Source organism: Corallococcus macrosporus (assembly GCF_017302985.1).
GTDB classification, from domain to species: domain Bacteria; phylum Myxococcota; class Myxococcia; order Myxococcales; family Myxococcaceae; genus Corallococcus; species Corallococcus macrosporus_A.
On record NZ_JAFIMU010000009.1, the window covers coordinates 154768 to 178221 of the forward strand.

The 23454-nt window shown below is 69.4% G+C and carries 23 protein-coding genes; 17 read left to right on the forward strand and 6 right to left on the reverse strand.

The features are described from left to right. Nucleotides 1–14: 14 nt before the first annotated feature. Nucleotides 15–170, reverse strand: a complete 156-nt coding sequence (locus tag JYK02_RS28655) for a hypothetical protein (RefSeq protein WP_207055790.1) — start codon at nt 168–170, stop codon at nt 15–17. Between the two features lie 200 nt (nt 171–370). Between JYK02_RS28655 and JYK02_RS28660 the strand changes: the two genes are divergently transcribed. From JYK02_RS28660 to JYK02_RS28670, 3 genes are all read left to right on the forward strand, one after another. After that, entirely contained in the window at nt 371–2089 is a 1719-nt protein-coding gene (locus JYK02_RS28660; RefSeq protein WP_207055792.1) for a dipeptidase, read from the forward strand. 145 nt (nt 2090–2234) lie between these two features. Next, nucleotides 2235–3206, forward strand: a complete 972-nt coding sequence (locus tag JYK02_RS28665) for a squalene/phytoene synthase family protein (RefSeq protein ID WP_207055793.1) — start codon at nt 2235–2237, stop codon at nt 3204–3206. A 74-nt stretch (nt 3207–3280) separates the two neighbouring features. After that, nucleotides 3281–3823: a hypothetical protein gene (locus JYK02_RS28670; RefSeq protein ID WP_207055794.1), complete on the forward strand. Its 543-nt coding sequence runs from the start codon at nt 3281–3283 to the stop codon at nt 3821–3823. On the opposite strand, the gene JYK02_RS28675 is transcribed toward JYK02_RS28670, so the two are convergent. Next, nucleotides 3807–4535: a hypothetical protein gene (locus JYK02_RS28675; protein WP_207055795.1), complete on the reverse strand. Its 729-nt coding sequence runs from the start codon at nt 4533–4535 to the stop codon at nt 3807–3809. The genes JYK02_RS28670 and JYK02_RS28675 overlap by 17 nt on opposite strands. Nucleotides 4536–4639: 104 nt before the next feature. Between JYK02_RS28675 and dusA the strand changes: the two genes are divergently transcribed. Then, a complete protein-coding gene (gene dusA, locus JYK02_RS28680; RefSeq protein ID WP_242589314.1) occupies nt 4640–5641 on the forward strand; it encodes a tRNA dihydrouridine(20/20a) synthase DusA in 1002 nt (333 codons plus the stop codon). Nucleotides 5642–5645: 4 nt separating this feature from the next. On the opposite strand, the gene JYK02_RS28685 is transcribed toward dusA, so the two are convergent. After that, entirely contained in the window at nt 5646–6722 is a 1077-nt protein-coding gene (locus JYK02_RS28685; RefSeq protein WP_207055797.1) for a ribonuclease T2 family protein, read from the reverse strand. Between the two features lie 174 nt (nt 6723–6896). On the opposite strand from JYK02_RS28685, the gene JYK02_RS28690 reads away from it, so the two are divergent. Then, a complete protein-coding gene (locus tag JYK02_RS28690; RefSeq protein WP_207055798.1) occupies nt 6897–7295 on the forward strand; it encodes a cupin domain-containing protein in 399 nt (132 codons plus the stop codon). A 15-nt stretch (nt 7296–7310) separates the two neighbouring features. On the opposite strand, the gene JYK02_RS28695 is transcribed toward JYK02_RS28690, so the two are convergent. Continuing rightward, on the reverse strand, nt 7311–9098 hold the full coding sequence (locus tag JYK02_RS28695) for a hydroxysqualene dehydroxylase (RefSeq protein WP_207055799.1): 1788 nt from the start codon (nt 9096–9098) through the stop codon (nt 7311–7313). A gap of 470 nt (nt 9099–9568) precedes the next feature. On the opposite strand from JYK02_RS28695, the gene JYK02_RS28700 reads away from it, so the two are divergent. The 9 genes from JYK02_RS28700 to JYK02_RS28740 all read left to right on the forward strand — a co-directional run bounded on the left by JYK02_RS28700 (nt 9569) and on the right by JYK02_RS28740 (nt 18193). Further along, a complete protein-coding gene (locus JYK02_RS28700) occupies nt 9569–11266 on the forward strand; it encodes a chemotaxis protein CheA (protein ID WP_347402607.1) in 1698 nt (565 codons plus the stop codon). 29 nt (nt 11267–11295) lie between these two features. Continuing rightward, nucleotides 11296–12987, forward strand: coding sequence for a methyl-accepting chemotaxis protein (locus JYK02_RS28705; RefSeq protein WP_207055803.1), 1692 nt, complete (start codon nt 11296–11298; stop codon nt 12985–12987). Between the two features lie 15 nt (nt 12988–13002). Further along, nucleotides 13003–13563 carry a chemotaxis protein CheW gene (locus JYK02_RS28710; RefSeq protein ID WP_207055805.1) on the forward strand — a complete coding sequence of 187 codons (561 nt, stop codon included), beginning with the start codon at nt 13003–13005 and terminating at the stop codon, nt 13561–13563. A 4-nt stretch (nt 13564–13567) separates the two neighbouring features. After that, nucleotides 13568–14461, forward strand: coding sequence for a CheR family methyltransferase (locus JYK02_RS28715; protein ID WP_207055807.1), 894 nt, complete (start codon nt 13568–13570; stop codon nt 14459–14461). An 83-nt stretch (nt 14462–14544) separates the two neighbouring features. Then, on the forward strand, nt 14545–15333 hold the full coding sequence (locus JYK02_RS28720; protein ID WP_207055809.1) for an SDR family NAD(P)-dependent oxidoreductase: 789 nt from the start codon (nt 14545–14547) through the stop codon (nt 15331–15333). 14 nt (nt 15334–15347) lie between these two features. Further along, nucleotides 15348–15827 carry a LysR family transcriptional regulator gene (locus JYK02_RS28725; RefSeq protein ID WP_207055811.1) on the forward strand — a complete coding sequence of 160 codons (480 nt, stop codon included), beginning with the start codon at nt 15348–15350 and terminating at the stop codon, nt 15825–15827. Then, nucleotides 15794–16279, forward strand: coding sequence for a LysR substrate-binding domain-containing protein (locus tag JYK02_RS28730; RefSeq protein WP_207055813.1), 486 nt, complete (start codon nt 15794–15796; stop codon nt 16277–16279). Before JYK02_RS28725 ends, JYK02_RS28730 begins: the two co-directional genes overlap by 34 nt. 18 nt (nt 16280–16297) lie before the next feature. Next, nucleotides 16298–17140: a hypothetical protein gene (locus tag JYK02_RS28735; protein ID WP_207055815.1), complete on the forward strand. Its 843-nt coding sequence runs from the start codon at nt 16298–16300 to the stop codon at nt 17138–17140. Nucleotides 17141–17224: 84 nt separating this feature from the next. Further along, entirely contained in the window at nt 17225–18193 is a 969-nt protein-coding gene (locus tag JYK02_RS28740; RefSeq protein ID WP_207055816.1) for a hypothetical protein, read from the forward strand. An 11-nt stretch (nt 18194–18204) separates the two neighbouring features. Here JYK02_RS28740 and JYK02_RS28745 read toward each other — a convergent pair whose 3' ends face one another. Continuing rightward, nucleotides 18205–19092 (reverse strand): CPBP family intramembrane glutamic endopeptidase, encoded by an 888-nt coding sequence (locus tag JYK02_RS28745; RefSeq protein ID WP_207055818.1) that lies wholly within the window; start codon nt 19090–19092, stop codon nt 18205–18207. 102 nt (nt 19093–19194) lie between these two features. Here JYK02_RS28745 and JYK02_RS28750 point away from each other — a divergent pair, with 102 nt between their 5' ends. Further along, nucleotides 19195–19566: a type II toxin-antitoxin system PemK/MazF family toxin gene (locus JYK02_RS28750; RefSeq protein ID WP_207055820.1), complete on the forward strand. Its 372-nt coding sequence runs from the start codon at nt 19195–19197 to the stop codon at nt 19564–19566. A gap of 34 nt (nt 19567–19600) precedes the next feature. On the opposite strand, the gene JYK02_RS28755 is transcribed toward JYK02_RS28750, so the two are convergent. Then, nucleotides 19601–20446, reverse strand: coding sequence for a nuclear transport factor 2 family protein (locus JYK02_RS28755; protein WP_207055822.1), 846 nt, complete (start codon nt 20444–20446; stop codon nt 19601–19603). Between the two features lie 72 nt (nt 20447–20518). On the opposite strand from JYK02_RS28755, the gene JYK02_RS28760 reads away from it, so the two are divergent. Continuing rightward, nucleotides 20519–21568, forward strand: a complete 1050-nt coding sequence (locus tag JYK02_RS28760; protein ID WP_242589315.1) for a LysR family transcriptional regulator — start codon at nt 20519–20521, stop codon at nt 21566–21568. 208 nt (nt 21569–21776) lie between these two features. Next, nucleotides 21777–23330 (forward strand): AAA family ATPase, encoded by a 1554-nt coding sequence (locus JYK02_RS28765; RefSeq protein WP_207055824.1) that lies wholly within the window; start codon nt 21777–21779, stop codon nt 23328–23330. Nucleotides 23331–23454 lie beyond the last annotated feature (124 nt).

Consider the following 23454-nt stretch of genomic DNA (forward strand, 5'->3'; position numbering starts at 1 on the left):
ACGAGCGGTCGCCCCTACGGGTCCTTCACGTCCTTCTGGGGGCGGCCGTACTTGTCCTTCACCTGGTCGCGGTCCGCCTTGCTCCACCAGATGCGGGAGCTCCACAGGGCGGGCCCGAGCACGACCGTGAGGACGAAGAACACCACCAGCCCCACCACGATCTCCGTCAAGGCTTCCTCCAGGAAGGGAAAAGCCAACCCTAGCGTCCCGGCGCGGCGGGTGCCATCGCGCGTGGGGAGCAGGAAGTAGCGGAGCGCTCGGCGGCCATCGGCTTCACGCATGGTGCCAGGCGGCGGGGGCCCGGGTGCCTGACGGTCGGGCAACCTGCCCGGGCGGGCAGCGGGCGACGGTCCTGCTAGATTGCGCCGCCATGAACCGATTCCCTTCGACCCTCCTCACCGCGCTGCCGCTGACGGCGGTGCTCGTGGCCCCCGTCGTCTCGGACGCCTGCACCAGCATGCTGGTGACGAAGGGCGCCACGACGGACGGCTCCACGTTCATCACCTACGCGGCGGACGCGCACGAGCTGTACGGTGAGCTGTACTACACGCCCGCGCGCCGCCACGCCGCTGGGGCCATGCGCGACGTCGTGGAGTGGGACTCCGGCAAGTTCCTGGGCCGCATCAAGCAGCCGGCCGCCACGTACTCCGTGGTGGGCAACATGAACGAGCACCAGCTCTCCATCAGCGAGTCCACCTTCACGGGCCGCAAGGAGCTGGAGGGGCCCGCGGGCCTCATCGACTACGGCTCGCTCATCTACATCGCGCTGGAGCGCGCGAAGACGGCCCGCGAGGCCATCCAGGTGATGACGGACCTGGTCGCCGAGCACGGCTACGCCTCCACGGGTGAGACGTTCTCCATCGCCGACCCGAAGGAGGCGTGGATCCTGGAGATGATTGGCAAGGGCGCGGGGCAGAAGGGCGCGGTGTGGGTGGCCCGCAGGCTGCCGGACGGCTACATCTCCGCGCACGCCAACCAGTCGCGCATCCGCCAGTTCCCGCTCAACGACAGCTCCACCACGCTGTACTCGCCGGACGTCATCACCTTCGCGCGCGCGAAGGGCTGGTACACGGGCGCGGACAAGGACTTCAGCTTCGCGGACACGTACCACCCGCTGGACTTCGGCGGGCAGCGCTTCAGCGAGGCGCGCGTGTGGAGCATCTTCCGCCGCGCGGCCCCGTCCCTGAAGCTGGGCGTGGAGTACGCGGACGGCGCGGACACGACGAAGCGCCTGCCCCTGTGGGTGAAGCCGGACAAGAAGGTGTCCGTGCAGGACGCCATGGCGCTCATGCGCGACCACTACGAGGGCACGCCACTGGACATGTCCAAGGACGTGGGCGCGGGGCCCTACGCGGTGCCCTACCGCTGGCGCCCGATGACGTGGGACGTGGACGGCAAGAGCTACGTGCACGAGCGCGCCATCTCCACGCAGCAGACGGGCTTCTCCTTCGTCGCGCAGATGCGCTCGTCGCTGCCGGACGCCATTGGCGGCGTGCTCTGGTTCGGCGTGGACGACACCTTCACCACCGTCTACACGCCCATGTACGCGGGCATCCGGCAGGTGCCGAAGAACTTCGCGCAGGGCGTGGCCAGCCGGGGTGACTTCTCCTGGGACTCGTCCTTCTGGGTCTTCAACTGGGTGTCGAACCAGGCCTACGGGCGCTGGAGCGACATGATTGTCGACGTGCAGAAGGCGCAGGGCGACCTGGAGGGCCAGTTCCTGGCGGATCAGGCCAACGTGGAGAGCGTCGCGCAGGTGCTCTACAAGCGGACGCCGGAGCAGGCCCGTCAGTACCTCACCGAGTACTCCATGCAGCAGGGCGACAAGGTCCACGCGCGCTGGCGCAAGCTGGGCGAGCAGATGCTCGTGAAGTACATCGACGGCAACGTGCGCGACGCCACGGGCAAGGTGGGCCACCCGCGCTACCCGGACGCGTGGTACCGCCGCATCGCGGCCGACAACGGCAAGATGCTGGAGTCGCACGAGAAGCCGGAGCCGAAGCCCGCCGCCGCGCCCGTGCCCCCCGCGCCGCCGGCCGCGCCCGTGCAGCCCGCGGCCCCGAAGCCGACGGTCGCTCCGGCGCCCTGACGTTTCCTCCGAAGGCCGGGCGCGCGGTGTCCGCTGGGGGACCCGCGCGCCGGGCGCGCACGTTCTCGCGTGTGTCGGTGGATGGCTTGTGGCAGTGAGGGCCCCCGGGCGGCGACATCGCGCCCGTGTCCGGAGGACGGTTCCTTTGAGTGACGCCCCCACCGTGACGGCCCTGCCGTTCCGGGACGAAGAGCTGGCGGACTTCCTTGAGCGGACCAGCCGCACGTTCGCGCTCGCCATCCCGCTGCTCGAAGAGCCGCTGCGCCGGGAGGTGGGCCTGGGCTACCTGCTCCTGCGCGTCGCCGACACGCTGGAGGACGCCGCGCCCTGGACGCGCGACGAGCGGCGCGAGGCCCTGGCCGCCTTCGCGTCGCTGCTCCAGGAGACGCCGGGCGTGGACGCCGAGGCGCTGTCGCGCGAGTGGCTGTCGCGCCGCCCCTCCGAGAACGCCGGCTACCTGGACCTCCTCGCGAGCACCCCCACGCTGCTGGCGAGCCTGGACGCACTGCGCCCGGAGGCCGGCGCAATCCTGCGCCACTTCGTGCTGAAGACGGTGCAGGGCATGGGGCAGGTGCTGGCCGGTGCCTCCGAGAGCGGGCTGTTGCGGCTGGAGTCACTCCAGTCCCTGCGTGACTATTGCTACATCGTGGCGGGACTGGTGGGCGAGCTGCTCACGGACCTGTTCGTCCTGGATCCGCGCCTCGCGCCGTACGCGCCGAACCTGCGCTCGCTGGCCCCGCTGTTCGGTGAGGGGCTGCAACTGGTCAACATCCTCAAGGACGCGCGGCAGGACCGGAAGGAGGGCCGCGTGTGGCTGCCGGAGGGCGTGCAGCTCCAGGACGTGGAGCGGCTCGCCGGCGAGGACCTGGTCGCGGCGGCGCGCTACGTGCGGTCCCTGCACCTGGCCGGAGCGCCCCGGGACGTGCTCGCCTTCACCACGCTGCCGCTCTTGCTGGCCCAGGCCACCCTGGACCTGCTGGTGCGCGACGGCGCGGGCGCCAAGGTGTCGCGCGCGGTGGTGTCCGCCCAACTGGAGACCCTCCAGGTCGCCCTGTCGCGGGGCGCGCTCCCGGAGGCCGTGGAGGCGCTCGCCGGGCCCATGCCGGGCAGCCCCTGAAAAGCGTTGGTTGGGAAGCAACTCCTGGGCGCTGGCGCCGGATAATTCCGGTGCAGGTGTTCCCCTCTGGAGTCATGTCCCTCATGAACTGCGCCCGCTCGGCCCCGGCGGTCATCGTCTACTTTCCCGCGCGTTCCGAGGCGACACCTTCACGGGTGCACCGCCGCGTGGCCCGGCTCGAGCGGCAGGGAGGTGGGGGCCTGCCGTTCGCCGCCACGCGTCACCGGGGGCTGTGGACCTTCCAGACGTCGGCGGGGCCGGAGCGGTGGCTGCCCGGCCGGGTGCGGGGGCAGGCGCGGATGCACGCGTTCCTGGTGGAGGTGCTGGGCTTCGGCGCGTTCATCCAGGCGTATGACGTGGCGGCGGACACGCGCAGCGACTCGCTGCCGGGGCACCCGGACTTCGCGAAGAACTTCGACCTGTTCCTCCACCACTACGCGGGCGCGCTGCTCAAGCACGCCGCGCCGGAGATCGCCTTCGCCCGCGCGCTGGGCCAGGTGGTGATGCTCAACGGCCAGCAGTGGAGCGGCTTGGGCTTCACGCTGACGGACGCGGGCCAGCGGCTGGTGGACGCGTGGCTCGCGGAGCAGGGCGTGGTGCTCAGCCCTCCCGCTTGAGCCACACCCGCAGCGGTCCCCCGGGCTGGAAGCCCACGGCGCACCACGCGTCGAGCGCCTCGCCGTGCTCGTAGCCGACGAGGCGCTGTCCCGGGAAACGCGCGCGGATCCGCGCGACCAGCTCCGCGTCCAGCGAGGAGGGCGCGCCCTCCGCCCGGAACGTGTTCGACAGTCCGACGGCCCCCGAGGCGAACGACGCGATGCCTCCGGCCAGCGGGCGGGCCCCGGTCCCCGCCGCGAGGAAGACGACGCCCTCCTCTTGAAGCAGCGCGGGCGGAAACACGCGCGCGCCCGGCCGGGCTCCCTCGGGCAGCCCGCTCCAGGCCGCCTCCCAGGCCTCCAGCTCCGCCGGTGTCCGCACCGTGCGCCACTCCAGGCCTGAAGCCGGATCCGGCACGGACGCGGTGGCCTCCAGGTGGATCCACCGGGCCTCGAACAGCACGTCGAAGCCGAGCGCGGAGAGGTCCAGCGTGGCGAAGCTGTCCTTCACGCCCCAGCGGCCCGGCGGGTCCAGGCGGGACAGGGCCTGGCGGGTGTGCTCCGGGGGCCCGGCCGTGAGCGTGACGGCGTTGGGATAGAAGGCCGGCACCGGCGCGGGGTTGAGCCAGAGGCCGGGCTCGAACCGGCCCGGGCGGCCATGGGCGCGGCAGACGGCGTCGCACCAGTCCGCGTTGTTCCGGACGGCGGGGAGCCAGGGCGGGGCAGGGGACATGGCCCGCGAGCATAGGGGCGCGGCAGCTCGGTCGTCCGCCTGCTTCCGGAGGGGGCCTCGGGAGACCCTGGGCGGACGGCGGGAGTCCGGATATGGGTAGGGCGATGACTGCCCTGGCCTACCCCATGCCGCTGTGTGTCGCGCCGATGATGGACTGGACGGACCGGCACTGCCGGTACTTCTTCCGGCTCATCTCCCGGCACACGCTGCTCTACACGGAGATGGTGACCACGGGCGCGGTGCTCCACGGCAAGCGCGACCGGCTGCTGGGCTTCACGCCCGCCGAGCACCCGGTGGCCCTCCAGTTGGGTGGCTCGGAGCCCGCGGACCTGGCCGCCTCCGCGCGCATTGGCGAAGAGTGGGGCTACGACGAGATCAACCTCAACGTGGGCTGCCCCAGCGACCGCGTGCAGTCCGGCCGCTTCGGCGCGTGCCTCATGGCGGAGCCGGACCTGGTGGCGCGTGGTGTCACCGCCATGCGCGAGGCGGTGCGCATCCCGGTGACGGTGAAGTCGCGCATCGCCATCGACGACATGGAGGAGTGGTCCACGCTGGAGGACTTCGTGCGGCGCGTCTCCGCGGCGGGCTGCACGCGCTTCATCGTGCACGCGCGCAAGGCGTGGCTGCAGGGCCTGTCCCCCAAGGAGAACCGGGACGTGCCGCCCCTGCGCTACGAGCTGGTGCACCGGCTCAAGGCCGAGTACCCCCACCTGGACATCACCCTCAACGGCGGCATCAAGACGCTGGACGCGGCCGCGGAGCACCTGGGCCGCGTGGACGGCGTGATGATGGGCCGCGCGCCCTACGAGTCCCCGTACCTGCTGGCGGACGCGGACCGGCGCTTCTTCGGAAGCACGCAGGCGCCCCTCACGCGGCACGAGGTGGTGGACGCGATGCTGCCGTACATCGAGGCGCAGCTGAGCCAGGGGGCGCCGCTGGGCGCCATCACCCGGCACATGCTGGGCCTCTTCCAGGGCCTGCCCGGCGCGCGCGCCTGGCGCCGGCACCTCAGCGAGAACGCCCACAAGGACGGCGCGAGCCCGGAGGTGGTGCGCGTCGCCGCCTCGAAGGTGCCGCGCGACGCGGACCTCCAGGCCGTGGCCTGAGCTTTCAGCGCTTGGGCACGGTGGTGCAGCACCCGGAGCGCGCGCAGCGCACCCAGCCCTGGTTCTGGCAGAGCTGATCATTCGTGCACGCGGGGCCCTGGCCCGGCTGTCCGCAGGTGGAGGACGGTCCGCCTCCGCCCCCGCCGCCGTCGAAGGGCTTCGCGGCCTGGATCTTCACGGTGGGGCAGCGGGGTTGTGAGCCATTGCCCACGCAGCTGTTGGTGGCGCCGCTGGTCACGTTCTTCGGGCACGTCATGCGCCCCGCGGGGCGCCGTTGTTCGTCGACTGAAAAGCAGACGCCCACCTCGGTGAGGTTGCAGCCCGGGTCGCAGCTCAGGGCGACGCTGTCCGCCTGACCGAACGACGCGCGCAGCTCCTCCACCGCCACGCCGCCACCGACGTTGTTCGTGATTGCCGCCGGCGTCCCCTGGTCGCCCGGCAATGACAGCAGCGCGTCGATGTTGCTCTGGAAGTACGTCCGGGCATCCATCCCCGTGCAGCTGCCGTGCTTGGGCCACTCGTGGTTCGCGAGGAAGAAGTTGTCCGTGATGAAGCCCGGGCCGTAGGTGCTCATGGCGGGCGGAATCGTGGCGGGGTCCGGGAAGCAGCGCGAAGGGGCGTTGGTGCCCTGGCATTCACAGAGCCCTCCGCAGAACGCCGGATAGGTGCAGTGCTGCGCCTGCGCCTCCGCGTCGGTGAACTGGGGCCACAGCCCATGGATGGTGAGGTGCGTCGCGCCGAAGGCGTCTTCCAGGTGCTCGCACTCCTCCTTGTCCGGGTGGGTCCGGCAGAAGGTGGGCGCCCACGTCAGCGCGAGCAGGTACGCGCCGAAGCGGGGCGTGGCGCACGCGCCTCCCTCCTTCACCTCCTTGGAGGCCGGGTCCGCGCTGAAGCAGTTGCAGGCGGTGGCCTGGGGCCGTCCGAACTCGAACTCGATGGCGTCTGGCTTCGCCAGGTGGAGCGGCCGGGCGGTGGCCGTGGGCGGCGTCGCCGGCGGCGCGGGAGGCGGCTCGGTGTGCGTGCGGCATCCCTGCGCGATGACCAGACATGCCCACAGGGCAAGGCACGACGGAAGGCGCATGGCTCAACTCCCTTGGGACGCGGGCGGCTGCCGCGGCACGAAGGTACGGAGGTGGAGGCGGGCGCTACACCCCGTGCTCCAGTCCAATGCCTTGTGCGGGCTCCAACCCTTTCCTCCAGCGCGCGGGGCCCCCAGCTTCTCTCCTGGGACCCATTCACCTGGAGGGATTGCACCATGGCACGCGCCATCATCAAGAAGGCCAACGAGGCGGACGAGCGCCGGCCCTTCCTCGCGCACGGAGAGGCCACCGTCCTGAACCTCGGAGCGCTCACGATTGGCCGGGGATATTTCGAGCCCGGCTGGCAATGGTCGAAGGACGTGAAGCCCATCGCGGGCACGGAGAGCTGCGAGGTGGTCCACACCCTCAGCGTCCTGTCCGGCCGGCTGCACATCCAGATGCGCGACGGCCAGGAGCTGGACTTGGAGCCGGGTGACGTCGCCTTCGTCCCGGCGGGCCATGACGCCTGGGTCGTGGGGGATGAGCCCTGCCGCGTCGTCGACTTCACTGGCGCGGAGGAATACGCCCAGGCCCGGACCGGCAAGCAGGAGCCGGAGCAGCCGTCGCTCCAGTAGCCCGGGTGCGGCGCTTCAGCGGATGCCCAGCCGCGCCAGCAGCGTGTCCACCATGCCGCTGACGCGGAATTGATCCATCCAGTCATCCACCCGGGTCAGCCCCGTGACGGTCGCGAACCGGCGCAGCACGTCCGAGGCCTGGAGCGCGGTGCGCAGGCCGAGCAGCTCGAAGACGTGCGGGCGTTCGCGCTCATACAGCTCCGCGTCCAGGCGCTTCCACGGCTCCAGCCACGCCGGCTCCTCCAGCGGCCACACGTCCGCGTGGCGGGCCCGCGAGCCCGTCCGGTCGAGGATGGCATTGACCGCGCGGCGGCCCGCCTCGCACGCCCCCTCCATGGAGGCCAGGTCCGTGTGCGTGCGGACGAAGTCCCCCGCGAGACAGAGATTAGGAATGGCGCACGCGGCCTCCGGACGCGTGTCCCAGGAGCCCGGTGGGTGGACCAGCAGGCCGGAGGTGTTGCGCGGCGGCAGCCCGCGGCCGTAGTCCAGGTCCGCGTCCAGGTGGAAGGAGTGCAGCAGCTCGTCGGTCAGCACCTGCTCCTCCGCGTCCCGGCCGTTGAGCGCCGCCTTGAGCTGTCCCCAGACCTCTGTCTTCAGCTCCTCCGGCGTGCAGTCCTTCGCGCGCTTCGGCACGAACGTGCCGGGCGTATTCCAATCCGAGATGTCCACGGACAGCAGCCCGCCCACCTGCCCGTCCCCGAACTGGCGGCGGAACAGCCCCAGCTCGCGCCAGAACTGCGGCTGCGAGATGGACGTCAGCGCCCACGGCGAGTCTGGATAGAAGGTGTGGCCCCGGACCAGCGGCACGTCCTCGTAGAGGAAGAACTGCATCCCCACCATCCACGACACCAGTTGCTCCACGTCCGCCGCGCGCAGCCGCGCCAGCGCCGGGTCCAACGCGGCCAGCTCCGGCGTGATGAGCGCATGCGCCGCCTCCAGCGGCACCGCGAGCACGTAGTGGTCCGCGGCGCGTGACTCGCCGTTGGCGAAGCGCACCCGGGAAATGCGCCCGCCCTCGACGTCGAACCCGGAGCAGGGCACGCCCGCGTGGAATTGCACGCCCAGCGAGCGCAGGTGGGCAACCCAGGGGTCGAGCCACATCTGGCTGGTGGGCCCGCCCATCGTCCGGTCGTTGTTCACCCCGCTCTGCGCGAAGTCGAGGATGAGCTGCATGGAGATGGTGCCAAGGGTCCGCGCGGAGCCCCGCCGTGGATCCATGGCCACCATCGTGCGGGGGACGGCCCGCAGCAGCCGCTGGAGCTTGGGCGAGTACAAATCCCCCTGGCAGTAGTCCCACCAGGAGAGCCGCTCATACTGGCCAAACCGGCGAGCATCACTGGATGAAAGGAATTGCAGGATCTTGAGGCCGTGCAGGCTGGCGTCGGCCGTGTCGATGTCCAGCTTCTGGAAGAACAGCTCCAGCGCCTCCACGACGTCGTAGGGCTTGTCGAGCTTGCGGCGCGAGAACCGGTACCACGTGTCCTCGTCCACCATCGCGATGGCGCTCTCCGTGGTGGCCTTGAGGCGCTGCTCCACGGTGGGCGTGGCCTGGCCGGGCACCGCGGGCGTGCGCTGCATCTGGTCGATGACGTGGCGGTAGAAGCGCGGGTAGAAGCGGAAGCCGTGCTCGCCCGGCAGGTCGCGCCGCCCCTCCGTCCCCGTCCCGGGCACCGGCTGCGAGCGGGCCTTGCCGCCCCAGCTCGTCCGCGTGTCGTGCACGTGGACCTCGAAGCCGCGCTCCACCAGCTCGTGCGCGGCCGTCAGGCCCGCGACGCCTCCTCCCACCACGATGACGCTGGGCATGCAGCACCTCCGGCGGTTCGACCTCCGCGGCGGAAAGCGTCGCGCACGCCCCCGGGGTGTCCACATCACCCCGGAGCACGAGTGCGATGTCTGGGATGAACAGAGGAGACGCAGTGTGTCGGGTGTGGAAGGGATTGAATCATGTAACTCCGGAGAGATGAGACGCCCTCTCCCGGGAGACAGCGTTCGCACGACCTGGGACGTCCTGTCTCTCGGCCAGCCCTCGGTTCCCTGCTGATTCCAACTATGCGTGAAATCACCTGTGCCATTGTTTCTTTTTGTATGTTTCGATACTGTTGACTTCTCGATTGATTCCTCGCCTGAGGGTCGGCCCACCTTCACGGCAATGCCTTGCATCTTGAGGAAGGGGGGCGTGTGTCGCTGTTCCTGAAGGACCCTCCACCCATCCCCATACGTGTGCTGACTCCCTCGCCCTCGTGGGGCGGAAGGTGACGACAGGACCGGGGGACGTGACGTCGGATACCGCCGCGGAATGGCAGAAGGTGCTGGCCGTCTTCGCGGATGAAGCGGAGGGCCTGGTCGCCTCCATGGAAGAGAACCTCATCGCGCTCGAGGTCTCTCCGGCGGAAGGACTGCTCCAGGACATCCTGCGCGGGGCCCACACGCTCAAGGGCGCGGCGGCGTCGCTCGGCTTCCAGGCCGTGACGGACTACACGCACGGCGTCGAGGACCTGCTCCAGGCCTTGATTGACGGGCGCCTCGAGCCCGACGAGACGCGGGTGTCGCTGCTGCTCGCCGCGGTGGACCACCTGCGCGACCTGTCCCGCGCGTCGCTCGCGGGCGTGGACTCGCTGGGCGCGGTGCACCAGGCCCACCTGGTCCGGCTGCGCGAGGGCATCGTCGCGGGCGCTCCCATGGAGGCGCCGCCCATCCCCACCGGCCTGCCGCGCCTGCCGGAGGGGCGGACCACGGCGCGAAGCCGTGCGCGCATGGATTTGGAGCGCCTGGACCGCATCGTCACGCTCACCGCGGAGCTGTCCGTGGCGCGCGGACGCATGGCGCAGTTCCTGGCCCGCGCGGAGGAGTCCGGGGCCAGTTGGGAGGACGCGCTCAACCAGCAGCGGGAGATGGATCCGCTCTTCGAGGCGCTCCAGGAAGAGGTGATGAAGGTGCGGATGGTCCCGGTGGGGCCGCTGTTCCGCCAGCACCTGCGCACCGTGCGCGACCTGGCCCGCTCCCAGCAGAAGCTGGCCCAACTGGAGCTGGAGGGCGAGGACGCCACGCTGGACACCGCGGTGCTGGACGCGCTGCGCGACCCGCTGCTCCACCTGCTGCGCAACGCGCTGGACCACGGCATCGAGACGCCGGACGAGCGCCGCGCCGCGGGCAAGGACCCCCGGGGCCGCCTGCGGCTCAAGGCCTACCATGACGCCGGCAGCGTGGTGGTGGAGCTGTCCGACGACGGCCGGGGCATCCAGCGCGAACGCGTGCGCGAGCGCGCGCGGCAGAAGGGCCTGGTGGCGGCGCCCGAGCGGCTTCGCGACGACGAACTGCTGCGCCTCATCTTCGAGCCCGGCTTCTCCACCGCCACCGAGGTGACGGAGCTGTCCGGCCGCGGCGTGGGCATGGACGTGGTGCGCCGGGACATCGAGGCCCTGCGCGGGTCCGTCGCCATCCACAGCCAGGAGGGGCAGGGCACCACGCTGACCTTGCGGCTGCCGCTCACGCTCGCCGTCATCCAGGGCTTCGCCATGGGCGTGGGGGACCAGGTGTACGTCGTCCCCATCGAGGGCGTGCAGGAGTGCATGGAGGTCCCCGCCGAGGAGCGCACCGCGGAGTCCTCCGGAGTGCTGTCGTTGCGTGGCCAGCCGCTGCCGTACCTGCGGCTTCGCCAGGTCTTCTCCCTGGGTGGCGGCACGCCGGCCCGGGAGAACGTGGTCGTCCTCAAGCACCCGGACGGCGTCATCGGGCTGGCGGTGGATGAGCTCCAGGGCGAGGGCCAGCGCGTCATCCGCCCCCTGGGGCGCCTCTTCCAGGGCATCCCCGGCATCTCCGGCTCCACCATCCTGGGAGACGGCCGCGTGGGGCTGTTGCTGGACACGCCCGCGCTGGTGCGCAGGGCCATCCTCCACGCCTCCGCCTCCGCGGTCAGTCCTCCCGCGCCCCTGGAAACCCCTTCCCCCACGAACGCCCCCCGGCCGTCGTAGCGGTCCGTCGCCCTACCGGAGTTGTCACCATGTTCAACAATCTGAGCATCACGGCGAAGCTCACGCTCGCCTTCAGCGCGATGGTCGCCATCATCATCGCGCTGGTCGTGGTCGTGTACACGACCATCATCAAGGTCTCCGTCACCGCCCTGGGCGACACCGAAAGCCAGAAGGTGCTCATCGCCGTGCGCACGCTGGAGGGGGACATGGCCGACCTGGAGACGGGCCAGCGCGGCTTCCTCATCACCGGCGACGACAAGTTCCTGGAGCCCTACAGCATGGCCCGGGTGAGCGTGACCCAGAGCCTGGACAACATCCGCCAGCTCACCCAGAGCGACCACCGCCAGCAGGAGCGCCAGCAGGAGATCCGCGACCTGTTGCAGCAGTGGATCTCCCAGCACCTGGAGCCGCTCATCGCCCAGCGCCGCGAGGTCACCGCGGGCCGTGGTGAGCTGGCGCAGCTCATCGCGGTGGAGCAGTCCGCGCGCGGCAAGCAGACCGCGGACCGCATCCGCATGCAGCTCACCAAGCTGGCGGACGACGAGACGGCCCTGCTGGCCGAGCGCTCCGCCCGCACCGCGGGCATGGTGGAGGACCTGTACGACACCATCATCATGGGCGGCATCCTGGGCGTGGTGCTCGCGGCCCTGCTGTCCTACTTCCTCACCCGCAGCATCGTGCAGCCGCTGGCGGAGGCCGTGCAGGTGACGGCGCAGGTGACGGCGGGCGACCTCACGGCGAACATCGTCACGCGGGGCACCGACGAGACGGGCCGGATGATGGGCAGCATGCGGGACATGATCCAGCGGCTGTCGGGCGTCATCAGCGAGGTGCGCGGCGCCGCGGGCTCGCTGTCGTCCGCGTCCCTCCAGGTGGCGTCCGCCGCGCAGGGGCTGTCGCAGGGCACCAGCTCCCAGGCGGCCTCCGTGGAGGAGACCACCGCCAGCCTGGAGCAGCTCAACGTGAGCATCCGCCAGAACTCGGAGAACAGCCGGGAGATGGAGCAGACGGCCCTCAAGGGCGCCCGCGACGCGGAGGAGAGCGGCCGCGCGGTGAAGGAGACCGTGGAGGCGATGAACGCCATCGCGGAGCGCATCTCCATCGTGGAGGAGATCGCCTACCAGACGAACCTGCTGGCGCTGAACGCCGCCGTGGAGGCCGCGCGCGCCGGTGAGCACGGCCGGGGCTTCTCCGTCGTGGCCACGGAGGTGCGCAAGCTGGCGGAGCGCAGCCAGAAAGCGGCGAAGGAGATTGGTGGCCTGGCCACCTCCAGCGTGAAGGTCGCCGAGCGCAGCGGCCAGCTGCTGACGGAGCTGGTGCCCGCCATCCGCCGCACGTCGGAGCTGGTGCAGCAGGTGACCAACGCCTCGCGCGAGCAGTCCGTCGGCGTGTCGCAGATGAACCGCGCCATGACGCAGGTGGATCAGGTCACCCAGCGCAACGCGTCCGCCGCGGAGGAGCTGTCCTCCACCGCCGAGGAGATGGCCACCCAGGCGGAGTCCCTCCTGCAGATGATGACCTTCTTCCGGCTCACGGAGGGCTTCAGCTTCAACCACCACGCCGCGCCGCGCGCTCCGGCGCCCCGGCTGCCGGCCTCGCCCGCCCGAGGGCTCCAGGCGGCGGCGCAGGGGGCGCTGGGCAGCGCGTCCACGCCCACGGCGCTGTCCCGGCTCCAGAACGGCGCGGAAGCGCCGGCCCCCCATGACTTCCAGCGGTTCTAGGAAGGAGCGCGCACCATGAACCCTTCCAGCGAACCGGGCGGCGGCAGGTCCAGCTACCTGAGCTTCATGCTCGCGGGCGAGGAGTACGCCGTGGGCCTCCTGCGGGTGCGGGAGATCATCGAGTACCGCCCCGTCACGCGCGTGCCGGGCATGCCCGCGGCCGTGCAGGGCGTCATCAACCTGCGCGGCAGCGTGGTGCCCGTCGTGGACCTCGCGGTGAAGTTCGGGCTGCCGCCCCGGCCCATTACGCGCTGGTCCTGCTTCGTCATCGTGGAGGTGGCGCTCGACGGCCAGCAGACGGTGCTGGGGCTGCTCACGGACACCGTGCGCGAGGTCCTGGAGCTGGGCCCCGACGAAATCGAGCCGCCGCCGGCCTTCGGCACGCGCGTGCGGCTGGAGTTCCTCCGGGGCATGGGCCGCCACAACGACGCGTTCATCCTGCTCTTGGACCTGGACCGGCTCCTGTCGCTGGAGGAGCTGCTCAAGCTGACGGCCGCCTCCGAGGAGGCCCCGTCCGCCGCGCCGTCGCAGCCCGCGGCGGCACCGCCGGCCCCGGAAGCGTCAGGCAACGGGTGAGGGGATGAGCGGGCAGGACCCCTGGCCCTCGGTGCTGCCTCCGGCGCTGTCGCGCTCGGAGCTGGCGCTGTTCCAGAGCCTGGTGGAGGCGGAGGCCGGCATCCACCTGTCGTCGGCCAAGAGCGCGCTGGTGGCGAACCGGCTGTCGCGGCGCCTGCGCGAGCTGGGGCTGACGTCCTTCGCCGCGTACCACGCGCATGTCACCTCGCGCGGGAACGAGGCGGAGAAGGTGCGGATGCTCGACAGCCTCTGCACCCACGAGACGTCCTTCTTCCGCGAGCCCCGGCACTTCGAGCTCCTGCGGGACCACGTCTTCCCGGAGTGGGCCGTGCAGGCGGCGCAGGGCAAGCGGCCCCGGAGCATCCGCGTCTGGAGCGCAGGGTGCTCCACGGGGGAGGAGCCGTACTCGCTGGCGATGGAGATGCTGGAGGCGTTCCCCAAGGGCTCCGGCTGGAGCCTGGAGGTCGTCGCCACGGACCTGTCCACCTGGGCGGTGAAGCGCGCGGAGGAGGGCCTCTGGAGCATCGAGCGGGCCCGGAGCATCCCGCCGGTGCTGCTACGCAAGTACATGCTCAAGGGCGTGCGCACCCAGGAGGGGCTGATGACGGCGGGGCCGGAGCTGCGCCAGTTCATGCGCTTCGCGCGCGCGAACCTGCACGCGCCGGCCACCTGGCCGCTGGGGCCCTTCGACATCATCTTCTGCCGCAACGTGCTCATCTACTTCGGCACGGAGGCCCGGACGCGCGTCATCCAGGGGCTGCTGTCCCGGCTGCCGGAGACGGGCTACTTCTTCCTGGGCCACGCGGAGAGCCTGATTGGCATCACCGCCTCCGCGCGCTCCGTGAGCGCGAACGTCTACACGCCGCGCCCGGGACCGCCGCTGCCGTCGCGCGAGTAGCGGTGCGCCGCTCTCCATTTCCGGAAAGCAGGTGTCCGCCGCTTGCCGTTGTTGCGTGAGCGGCCGGCGCCCATCCTTGCGCCATGAAACCTTTTGATTTCGCGGGCAGGACGGTGCTGGTGACAGGGGCGTCCATGGGCATTGGCGAGCAGTTCGCCCGGCAGTTGTCACGGCGGGGCGCCACGCTGGTGCTGGTGGCCCGGAGCGAGGCGAAGCTGGAGGCGCTCGCTTTGGAGCTGGGCAACGCACACGTCCTCCCGGCGGACCTGACCGCTCCGGGCGCACCCCAGCGGCTCCTCGAAGCGGTCCGTGCGAAGGGGCTCGAAGTCGACGTCCTGGTGAGCAACGCGGGCTACGGGCTCCACGGTGGCTTCGAGGTCCTGCCCTTGAAGGACCAGCTCGGGCAGATCGACCTCAACGTCCATGCGCTCGTGGAGCTGACGCACGTCTTCCTTCCCATGCTGGAGCGCCGGCAGGGCGGCGTCATCCACGTGGCCTCGATGGCCGCGTACCAGCCGACGCCGTACATGGCGGTGTATGGGGCGACGAAGGCGTTTGTCCTGTCCTTCAGCGAAGCGCTCTGGGCGGAGTACCGCGCTCGTGGCGTCCGGGTGCTCTGCCTTTCGCCGGGCGCGACGGACACGCCGTTCTTCGAGCGGTCGGGAGAGGGGGCTTCGCCAGGACACAAGGCCCGGCCCGAGGACGTGGTGGCGGTGGGGCTGACGGCATTCATCGCCGGGCGCTCGTCGGTGATTCATGGCCTGGGCAACCGGCTCGCGTCCTTCGCCACCCGGTTCTTCTCCCGGGAGTTGAGCGCGAAGGCCATTGCGCGGATGACCCGGCCGAAGACGCCCGCGCTCCCGGCGACCTAGAGTGCTGCCCACGCATGGAAAACAAGACTCCCGCGTGGGATGACCTCCGCGTCCTGCTCGAGGTGCATCGGGCAGGCAGCTTCCTCGCCGCGGGACTCCGGCTGGGCCTGTCCACCTCCACGGTGGCACGGCGCATCGGTGCGCTGGAGAAGGACCTGGGGCGCCCGCTGGTCCATCGCACGTCGCAGGGCGTCTGGCTGGAGAAGGAAGCCCTGGAGCTCATCGCGCTGGCGGAGCACTTCGAGCAGGCGCTTCGCGCGCACCGGCGTGATGAAGGGGGAAGCTCTCCCTACGCGGGCCGGATCCGCATCTCGCTTCCGGATGGCTTCCTGACCGGCGCGGCGGAGGCGGCCACCCGCTTCCGGCGGCTGCATCCGGAGACGCTCATCGAGGTCATCTCGGAGCTCCGCTTCGTGGACCTGTCCTCCCGCGAAGCGGACATCGGTGTGCGAGGCGGCCGGTGCTCATCGACAAGCCCCTGGGCGACGTCGTGAGCGGCCTCTACGCGAGCGAGGACTACCTCCAGCGATTCCTTCCCAAGCGGTTCCTGGGAGCGGACGACTACCGGGAGCAGGACTTCGTCGTCGAGGACGAGACGCCTCGTGGGAAGGGCCCCTCGCAGTGGTTGATCCAGCGGGGTGCTACGCGGTTTCCCTTCCGCTCGAACTCACACGAGGCGCGGCTGCACGCGGCGAAGGGCGGCATGGGGCTGGTCCTGCTCGGGGTCGGAGCGGAGAAGGCGCATCCGGAGTTGAGCCGGGTGCGGCTGGAGACCCCGCTGCCGTCGCTCCGCTTCTACCTCACGATGCACAAGGACCTGCGCAAGGTGCCGCGCATCCGGGCGTTCGCGGCGACCTTCGAGGCCGTGTTCGCGGAGTACCTGGCCGCGCAGGCCGAAGCGGAGGCACCGCCACGCTCGAAGAGGCCGCGTCCCCGGGCGCGCTAATGGCAGGATTGATTCCTCATGTCCATTCGCTATGGCCTTGTCGAGTTGTACGTGGAAATCCCTGAGCGCCGCTTCCAGTCGCTTTCCGATGCGCTTGTGAGGACCATCCAGCGCCAATCCGAGAAGCGTCTGTCAGATGTCCTCAAGATCCTCCGCGCCCCCGAAACACAGCGCCTGGACTTGATTGAATTTCCTGGGTGGACTCTGGTTGGCGAGAAGGTACCGGAGGAGGTCATCGCCGCGTCAGGTGGCCGCACGGTCGTTCTAGAGATGCTTCCCACCGAGCAGTCGGACTCGGCATCAGGAAAGCGCGGAGTGAAAGGGGGCGCTTTCAAGGATGAAGGAGCGCGCTCTCCCATTACCTGGAGGACGCATGTGATCCACAAAGGAGGAGTGCTCGGGCCTGTCGTCCAAATGCTCGTGACGAGCGGGGACGCAGGCAAAAGAAATGCACCCACCGAGAAGATGCGTGAGTTCAAGAGCGCACTTTCCAGTGGAGCCCGTTCCTGGGAAACGCGCGCATCGTTGTGGGTCTGCGGTGAGGTGAATGCCCTCTATGGCAATGGAGACGAGATTGAGCCGCGGGTTCCCGACTTGCCACTCGATTGGCGTCTCATCGCCAACCCATCCCATCGGCCGAGCAAGCTTCCTGCCATGCAGGCCAAGCGTGCCTATCTCTCAAGCAAAGGGTTGCTGCTCATGACAGCGAACACCCACAGCCAGTGGCGGGATGCTTCGGGCACGTCGCGGCACGGTGGGTATGTCGCGGCCCAGGTGTTCCACAAGGGCCGTCGGCTCGGCAGGGAAGAACTCAGTGCCACCTCCATCGGTGCACATCGCCTTCTGACTGCAGCCTCCTAGCCTCGCCCACCACATCCATCGGCGCGAACAATGACACTCCCTCCTCCAGTCTCAACGAATCTGATCGGTGACCCTGGCGAGTCGATGAACCCCCGCTTCGACCGCTTGTTGGATCGTGAGGTGGAGGGATTGGTTGCCCCTGGGGGGCCGCTACATTTCCTCGTGACCCGGCCGGGAACGAAGGATGGAGAGCCGCTCGACGTGCATTTGCGTGAAGGCAATATCGTCACGCTGTACCTGGGGCTCACCAAACTGCTGGATATCAAGTTGATGGCTGGGGCCGTGAAGCTGTCCGCCGACGCATTCTATAGGGGGCAAGCCGCGGCTCTGGCTCTCTTTCCCACTCAGTCCAATTCCGCGCAGGCTCTTCCGCATCAACTGGCCGCGACGTGGGATGCCTACCGGGACAATCTGCAGGTACAAAAGAGCAAGGTGGGACAAGAGGGGCCCTGGCAAACACGCCTCTCAAGACGTTACGGGCCCGGTTTTCGAACGACCGATCCCTGGTGCGTCATCGACCGGGAATGCGTCATCGGGTATCCCAATGCGAGGATGCGAAAGGAAATACATGATGACCTGAGAGCGCGCCACGCACCGGTTGCTCAATCCCTCCTTGGCAATCAAGAGCTGCGCCTCAAGACGGGCTCCCAGGAACTTCGAGGCAACGAGGTGGATGCACTCGCGGTGACACCTCAGGGCGACCTCTTCATCATGGAAGTGAAGCACGGTCGTGACGCGGCGGGCCTCTACTCGGCACCCATCCAGCTCTGGGGGTACCTTGAGCAATGGCGGAGACTCCGCGAGGCTCAGTCGGGACTACGCGAATCCATCAACCGGATGATTGAGCAGCGGAAACGGTTGAAGCTCCTTCCGGGGCACGCGCCGATGCTTCGCGAGGGATTCGAGTTGAAGCCGCTGGTCATGGTAGGCGGGCCCCCTCCAAGTCCGGAGGTCCTTCGTAGGTTCAGTGCCGTCCGCGAGACCGTGGAGCGTTTTCATCCAGGCTCCGTCGGCGGCCTGGCGATTGAACAGATCGAGTCACCAGACCCATAGTGTCGGTCCCTCTACACGTTGCTCGCCAGTGAAGAGTCCTCTCGCGGAAGCTGGCTGTCCCGCTCGGCTGGGCCCTTCCAGCGCGTCAGGCCAATGATGGCCAGCGTCAGCACCGCGACGCTGAAGATGGACGCCTCCAGGCCGTAGGCGCCGCCGGAGAGCCATTCCGGGCGGCCGTGGAAGACGGGCGTCCACCAGCCTCGGGACTCATTGCCGCTCACGCCGAAGCCCATCACGCTCAGGAACCAGTTCCAGCCCATGTGCACGCCCACCGGCAACGCGAGGTGCCGCGTGCGCAGGTAGCACAGGCCCAGCATCCAGCCCGCGAGGAAGGTGGTGAGCATCGCCACGATGCGCGTGGGCACGTCCATCTGGGTGTTGAAGGGGTGCGCGAGGCAGAAGACGAGGGACACGATGACCTGCGCCCAGACCGTGCCCACGCCCCGGATGATGCGCTGGAAGAAGTAGCCGTGGAACAGCGCCTCCTCGAAGAGGCCGACGCCCAGCATCAGCCACGCCCCCTTCACGACCGCGACCCACTGCGGGTTCCCGGAGCGCTCCAGGTGGTAGCCACCCGCCATCCAGCCGCCGAGGGCCACGAGCCCCACCAGGACCATGCCGCCCAGGACGCCCGCGCCCAGGTGCCGGGCCGGGCCCACGCCCACGGAGATGCCGAGCGACGCCAGCGGCTGGCGCTCGAGCCGGAGCGCGACAAGCGTCCCGAGCATCACCGCCAGGAACCCGAAGAAGGGGTGGGGAAGGAACGGCTTCACGGGCTCGGGCAGCACCGTCCAGCTCCAGAGCAGCAGGCCCGTCAGGAAGAACGTCGGCAGGAGGAACGCCAGGACCTTCCAGCCGTTGCGCAAGCGCCCTTCGCCATCCCGGAACACGGACCGCATGGTGTGACTCCTCACAAGCTCGTCTGCGTACCCTGCCTACAATCAACGCGCGAGCCGGGGAAGGATTGCTCCCTTTCCATGCGGTGTGGGACAACCCGCCCCATGAGCACGGGCCCGAAGCGCATCCGCCGGGGCGACCTCTTCTGGTGCGAGCCGGACGAGGCGCGCGGCTCCGTCCCGCCCATCGCCCACCCCTACGTCGTCCTCCAGGACGACGTCTTCAACCGCTCCCGCGTCCACACCGTCATCGTCTGCGCGCTGACCTCCAACCTGAAGAAGGCGGGCGAGCCCGGCAACGTGCTGCTCGACGAGGGAGAGGGTCACCTGGCCAAGCGGAGCGTCGTGGTCGTGTCCCAGGTGTCCTCGGTGGAGAAGGCCCGGCTCGGTGAGCGCATCGGGGCGCTCTCCGACGCGCGGGTGGATCAGATCCTCGCGGGCCTGCGCTTCCAGCAAGAGTCCTTCTTCCGGGAGTAGCGTCCGGCCGTGGACTCCCACCACCCCAACTGTCTCACGTAGGCGGAACAGGGTTGCCCCAGGCCGCGGCGGAGATCCGCCACTGCCCACCGGTGCGCACCAGCAGCAGGTGGTCGATGAAGCGCACGCCCCCGACCCGGACCTCCAGCTTCGCGGCGGCCACGTTGCCCCGGACCTCCACGTTCAGGACCTTCCAGGGGCTCTCCCGGTCCTGGAGGCCTGCCTCCGCGTTCGCCGCGTAGCGGGACGCCGCCTCGGAGATAGTCCCCCACCCGAAGGGCACACCATCCACGTTCACGCGGTAATAGAGACAGCCCGGCGTATGGGATTGGTGCAGCAGCGCATGGCTGTAGAGCGCGTGCGCTTCGATCTTCGCGTCGAGCACCGCGCGAATCTCCTGCTGCGCTGACGGCGATGCGGTCGCTGCCTCCCCGGGCGCGAGCCGCTGGAACACCTTGCCCACGATGCGCCAGCCCACCGGCGTCTCCACGACGAGCAGCAGGTCATCGAACGAGTGGTCCGGCCAGTGGGAGACCGCCTCCATCAGCGCGAACGGGCCCTCACGGTCGAGCACCACCTGCCTGCGCTCGGTCGCGGGCTGGGGCGCCTTCGCATCCGCGTCCAGGGTCTGCCACCACTCCAGTTGCGTCTTCGTCCGCGGCGAGCCGTCAGCCTCGTTCGCCCAGTGCATGAGCACGTCCGGATGGAACGCGGAGCGCAGCAGCCGGCTTGAGCCCGTGTCGGAGGCCTGGAAGTACGCCTGCACGGCCTCCTCGGGGCGGGAGTGCAGCCGTGAGAAGGGCCCCGGAGAGGGGAGGGGAGCGGTCCGGACACAGGCCGCGAGCAGCGCCACGGTCACCAGCGGGAGCGTTTTCGACATGCCTGGAACGGTGCGCGTTCCGCGGCGTGGAGGCCAATTGATAGTTCTGGCCTGAATCCATAGAAAGCTTCGATGGACTTCCCGGACCTCCCCTTCCTGCGCACGTTCGTGACCGTCTATGAGTGTCGCGGCGTGACGGAAGCCTCGGCGCGCCTGCATCGCACCCAGCCCACGGTGAGTTACCAACTGCGCAGGCTGGAGGAGACGCTCGGCGCGCCGCTGTTCGAACGCCGGTCGGCGCGGCTCGTGCCCACGCCCCTGGCGGATCGGCTCTTCCGGTTCCTCGGCGGCTTCGCCCGGGACGTGCAGTCGGTGTTGCAGGGGGACCAGGAGGACCGTCCGCTGGAGCTCGCAGCGGTGTCTGGCTTTGGCCGCTACGTGCTCTTCCCGTTGCTGCGCGAGTCGGAGTCGCTGCACCGGGCGCTGACGCTGCGCTATCCGTCGGCGGAGGAGGTCTTCCGCCAGGTGCTGGAGGGCCAGGTGGACGTGGGCTTCTCCTTCCGGAGCACGGTGCATCCCCGGCTCACGCTGACGCCCGTCTACGAGGAGCAGCTCGTGCTCGTCGCGGGGCGGACCTGGGCCCGGCGCCTGCGTGAGCAGGACCACTTCCAGGACGTGCCGCTGGTGACGTACGACGAGAGCGATTACGTGGTGGGGCGCTGGCTGGGCCACCACTTCGGCCGGCGCCATCCGCACTGGTACAGCACCGCGCACTTCGAGGAGCTGGAAGAGGTCCTGGAGTGGGTGGCGCAGGGACGGGGCGTCGCCGTCGTCCCTGGCTTCTGCATCCCGAAGGGACGCGGCCTGGCCGTCGTGAGCTGGGGCAAGCCCGCGTTGACCAACACGGTGCATGCCGTGCAACGCGCGCACGCTCCGGTGCGGCCCGTCGTCACGGAGCTGCTGGAGCGACTGCGCGCCAGCGCGGGGGTCAGGCCGGGCCGGAGCGCGAAGGGGCTTCCGCGCTCCGGCTCGCGAGTCTCACCCCAGCTACACGGTGGGCCTGAGCAGCGGCTACGCGCTCAGCGGCTGCGGAGCGTTCGTGAACTGGAGCGGCTCGGGCAACCTGCTGTGGCGCATCCGGCCGGTGAACTCGGGCTGCGCGGTCGCGTCGAAGGACCATGAGGAGGCCTCCCCGGCCTCCATCTCCGCCTACGCGATCGGCCTGCGCGCGAACTGAGCGCTGGACGCGCCGTGAACCCCGGGCCGTGTCACGCGGCCCGGGGTCGGCGGATGCCATTCTGGGCAGTGGGTCCGAGATGCACCGCCGTTGTGCTTTTCGGGGGGTTCGCCTTTGCTTGTGCATGCTCAAGGGATTTCTCCCTCGCCATTCATGCACTTGCCCGGAGGCGCTGTGCGACACCCGCAGCCCGATACCTCACTGAAGAGTCGTCTCGCGAGCCTGCGAGACCATCTGGCTGTGGATCTCATCGAGCGTGAAACCCCTCTGCGTCTGGCGTTGCTCGCGGCCCTCGCGGGTGAGCACCTGCTGCTGGTGGGGCCTCCCGGCACCGCGAAGAGTGAGATGGCCCGGCGCTTGAGACGCGCCTTTCGTGATGCCCCGCTCTTCGAACGTTTGCTGACGCGCTTCACGGTTCCAGAGGAACTCTTTGGTCCGCTGTCCATCAAGGAACTGGAGGCGGATCGCTATCATCGGCAGACCGACGGCTACCTTCCCTCCGCGGCGTTCGCCTTTCTCGACGAGATCTTCAAAGCCAACAGTGCCATCCTCAACGCGCTGCTGACGCTTCTCAATGAGCGTGAGTTCGACAACGGCACGGAGCGCGTCCAGACACCCCTCATCTGCGCCATCGGGGCAAGCAATGAGCTTCCTGAAGGCGAGGAGCTGGCGGCCCTCTACGATCGGTTCCTGTTGCGCTGCCATGTCGCTCCCGTCTCGGCCGAAGGCTTCGAGACGTTATTGGAACTCCGTGGCGCCCATCCTCCAGAGCCACCCCTGGACTTGCGTCTCAGCAGGACCTCACTGGAAACCTTCCGGGCCGAAGCCCGGATGGTCGTCCTGCCCGCGGACGTGAAGGCCCTGCTCAAGGCCTTGAGGGTGTTCCTGGAGGAGCAACAGATTCCCGTCTCCGATCGCCGGTGGCGCAAGATCGTCTATCTGTTGCAGGTCTCCGCGTGGAGTAACGGCCGGACGGAAGCCTCTATCTGGGACGGTTGGCTGCTCCAGCACTGCACCTGGGAGTGGCCCGAGCAACGCGAAGCCATCTTCAACTGGTACCAGGCACGGCTGGGAACGGTGTCCGCGGCGGAACCGGAGCGCTTCACGAAGCTGGTCGGAGCCCTGGAGAAACAGCTGGAGCTGGAGAAACAGTCCCGCTCCCAGGCCCGGAACGACAAGGGACAGTTGCTGTATGTCAATGGGACGGAGCTGGTGACCAACCCCGAGGGGAAGCGTCAAAAGCGCAACTCCGAAAAGGAGGCCCTCTTCCTTGCGCCACCAGAGCGGCACTCGGAGCGAACCCTGGGCGGAAAGGGGATGACCCGTGGGGACGTCGACTATCACTTCAGCAGGCATTACGAGTCCAACCGCACGGCGGCCTACCTCGCGGATGAAAACAACCACTACATGGAGCCGTGTCAGCTCCCTCCGATGATGGAGCCCACCCGGTATTCGGCGGCCCACATCCAGGGTCGGGCGCGCCAGGTCCAGGAACTGGAGGAGCAGTTCTCCCGGTACCGCGCGGGGTTGGATGCACAGATCCAATCGGTGACGACCGTGGTCGATGAGCACCTGTGGATTGCTCCCGGCTTCAGCGGACCTGCCCGTGCCAGCCTGGAACAGCGTCGGGCACATGCGAACCTTCTCGCCGCGCGCCTGGAGCAACTTCGCAATGGGGTCCAGGCCCTTCCCCGGGACGCCACGTGAGCGGGGCCGGTGGTTTCGACGCAGGCGAGCTTGAGCGACGCTATGCGTTGCTGGACCGGCTCCCGAGCTCTCTCTTTCACGCCGCCGCCGTGCATCTGGATGGCACGCTCCAGGACCGGGTCGC

What these genes read in the sequence shown, in the direction of transcription:
- JYK02_RS28660 (WP_207055792.1), top strand. Translation starts at nt 371, where the DNA reads ATGAACCGATTCCCTTCGACCCTCCTCACCGCGCTGCCGCTGACGGCG.
- JYK02_RS28670 (WP_207055794.1), top strand. Translation starts at nt 3,281, where the DNA reads ATGTCCCTCATGAACTGCGCCCGCTCGGCCCCGGCGGTCATCGTCTAC.
- JYK02_RS28675 (WP_207055795.1), bottom strand. Translation starts at nt 4,535, where the DNA reads ATGTCCCCTGCCCCGCCCTGGCTCCCCGCCGTCCGGAACAACGCGGAC.
- dusA (WP_242589314.1), top strand. Translation starts at nt 4,640, where the DNA reads ATGACTGCCCTGGCCTACCCCATGCCGCTGTGTGTCGCGCCGATGATG.
- JYK02_RS28685 (WP_207055797.1), bottom strand. Translation starts at nt 6,722, where the DNA reads ATGCGCCTTCCGTCGTGCCTTGCCCTGTGGGCATGTCTGGTCATCGCG.
- JYK02_RS28690 (WP_207055798.1), top strand. Translation starts at nt 6,897, where the DNA reads ATGGCACGCGCCATCATCAAGAAGGCCAACGAGGCGGACGAGCGCCGG.
- JYK02_RS28695 (WP_207055799.1), bottom strand. Translation starts at nt 9,098, where the DNA reads ATGCCCAGCGTCATCGTGGTGGGAGGAGGCGTCGCGGGCCTGACGGCC.
- JYK02_RS28705 (WP_207055803.1), top strand. Translation starts at nt 11,296, where the DNA reads ATGTTCAACAATCTGAGCATCACGGCGAAGCTCACGCTCGCCTTCAGC.
- JYK02_RS28710 (WP_207055805.1), top strand. Translation starts at nt 13,003, where the DNA reads ATGAACCCTTCCAGCGAACCGGGCGGCGGCAGGTCCAGCTACCTGAGC.
- JYK02_RS28715 (WP_207055807.1), top strand. Translation starts at nt 13,568, where the DNA reads ATGAGCGGGCAGGACCCCTGGCCCTCGGTGCTGCCTCCGGCGCTGTCG.
- JYK02_RS28720 (WP_207055809.1), top strand. Translation starts at nt 14,545, where the DNA reads ATGAAACCTTTTGATTTCGCGGGCAGGACGGTGCTGGTGACAGGGGCG.
- JYK02_RS28725 (WP_207055811.1), top strand. Translation starts at nt 15,348, where the DNA reads ATGGAAAACAAGACTCCCGCGTGGGATGACCTCCGCGTCCTGCTCGAG.
- JYK02_RS28735 (WP_207055815.1), top strand. Translation starts at nt 16,298, where the DNA reads ATGTCCATTCGCTATGGCCTTGTCGAGTTGTACGTGGAAATCCCTGAG.
- JYK02_RS28740 (WP_207055816.1), top strand. Translation starts at nt 17,225, where the DNA reads ATGAACCCCCGCTTCGACCGCTTGTTGGATCGTGAGGTGGAGGGATTG.
- JYK02_RS28745 (WP_207055818.1), bottom strand. Translation starts at nt 19,092, where the DNA reads ATGCGGTCCGTGTTCCGGGATGGCGAAGGGCGCTTGCGCAACGGCTGG.
- JYK02_RS28750 (WP_207055820.1), top strand. Translation starts at nt 19,195, where the DNA reads ATGAGCACGGGCCCGAAGCGCATCCGCCGGGGCGACCTCTTCTGGTGC.
- JYK02_RS28755 (WP_207055822.1), bottom strand. Translation starts at nt 20,446, where the DNA reads ATGTCGAAAACGCTCCCGCTGGTGACCGTGGCGCTGCTCGCGGCCTGT.
- JYK02_RS28760 (WP_242589315.1), top strand. Translation starts at nt 20,519, where the DNA reads ATGGACTTCCCGGACCTCCCCTTCCTGCGCACGTTCGTGACCGTCTAT.
- JYK02_RS28765 (WP_207055824.1), top strand. Translation starts at nt 21,777, where the DNA reads ATGCACTTGCCCGGAGGCGCTGTGCGACACCCGCAGCCCGATACCTCA.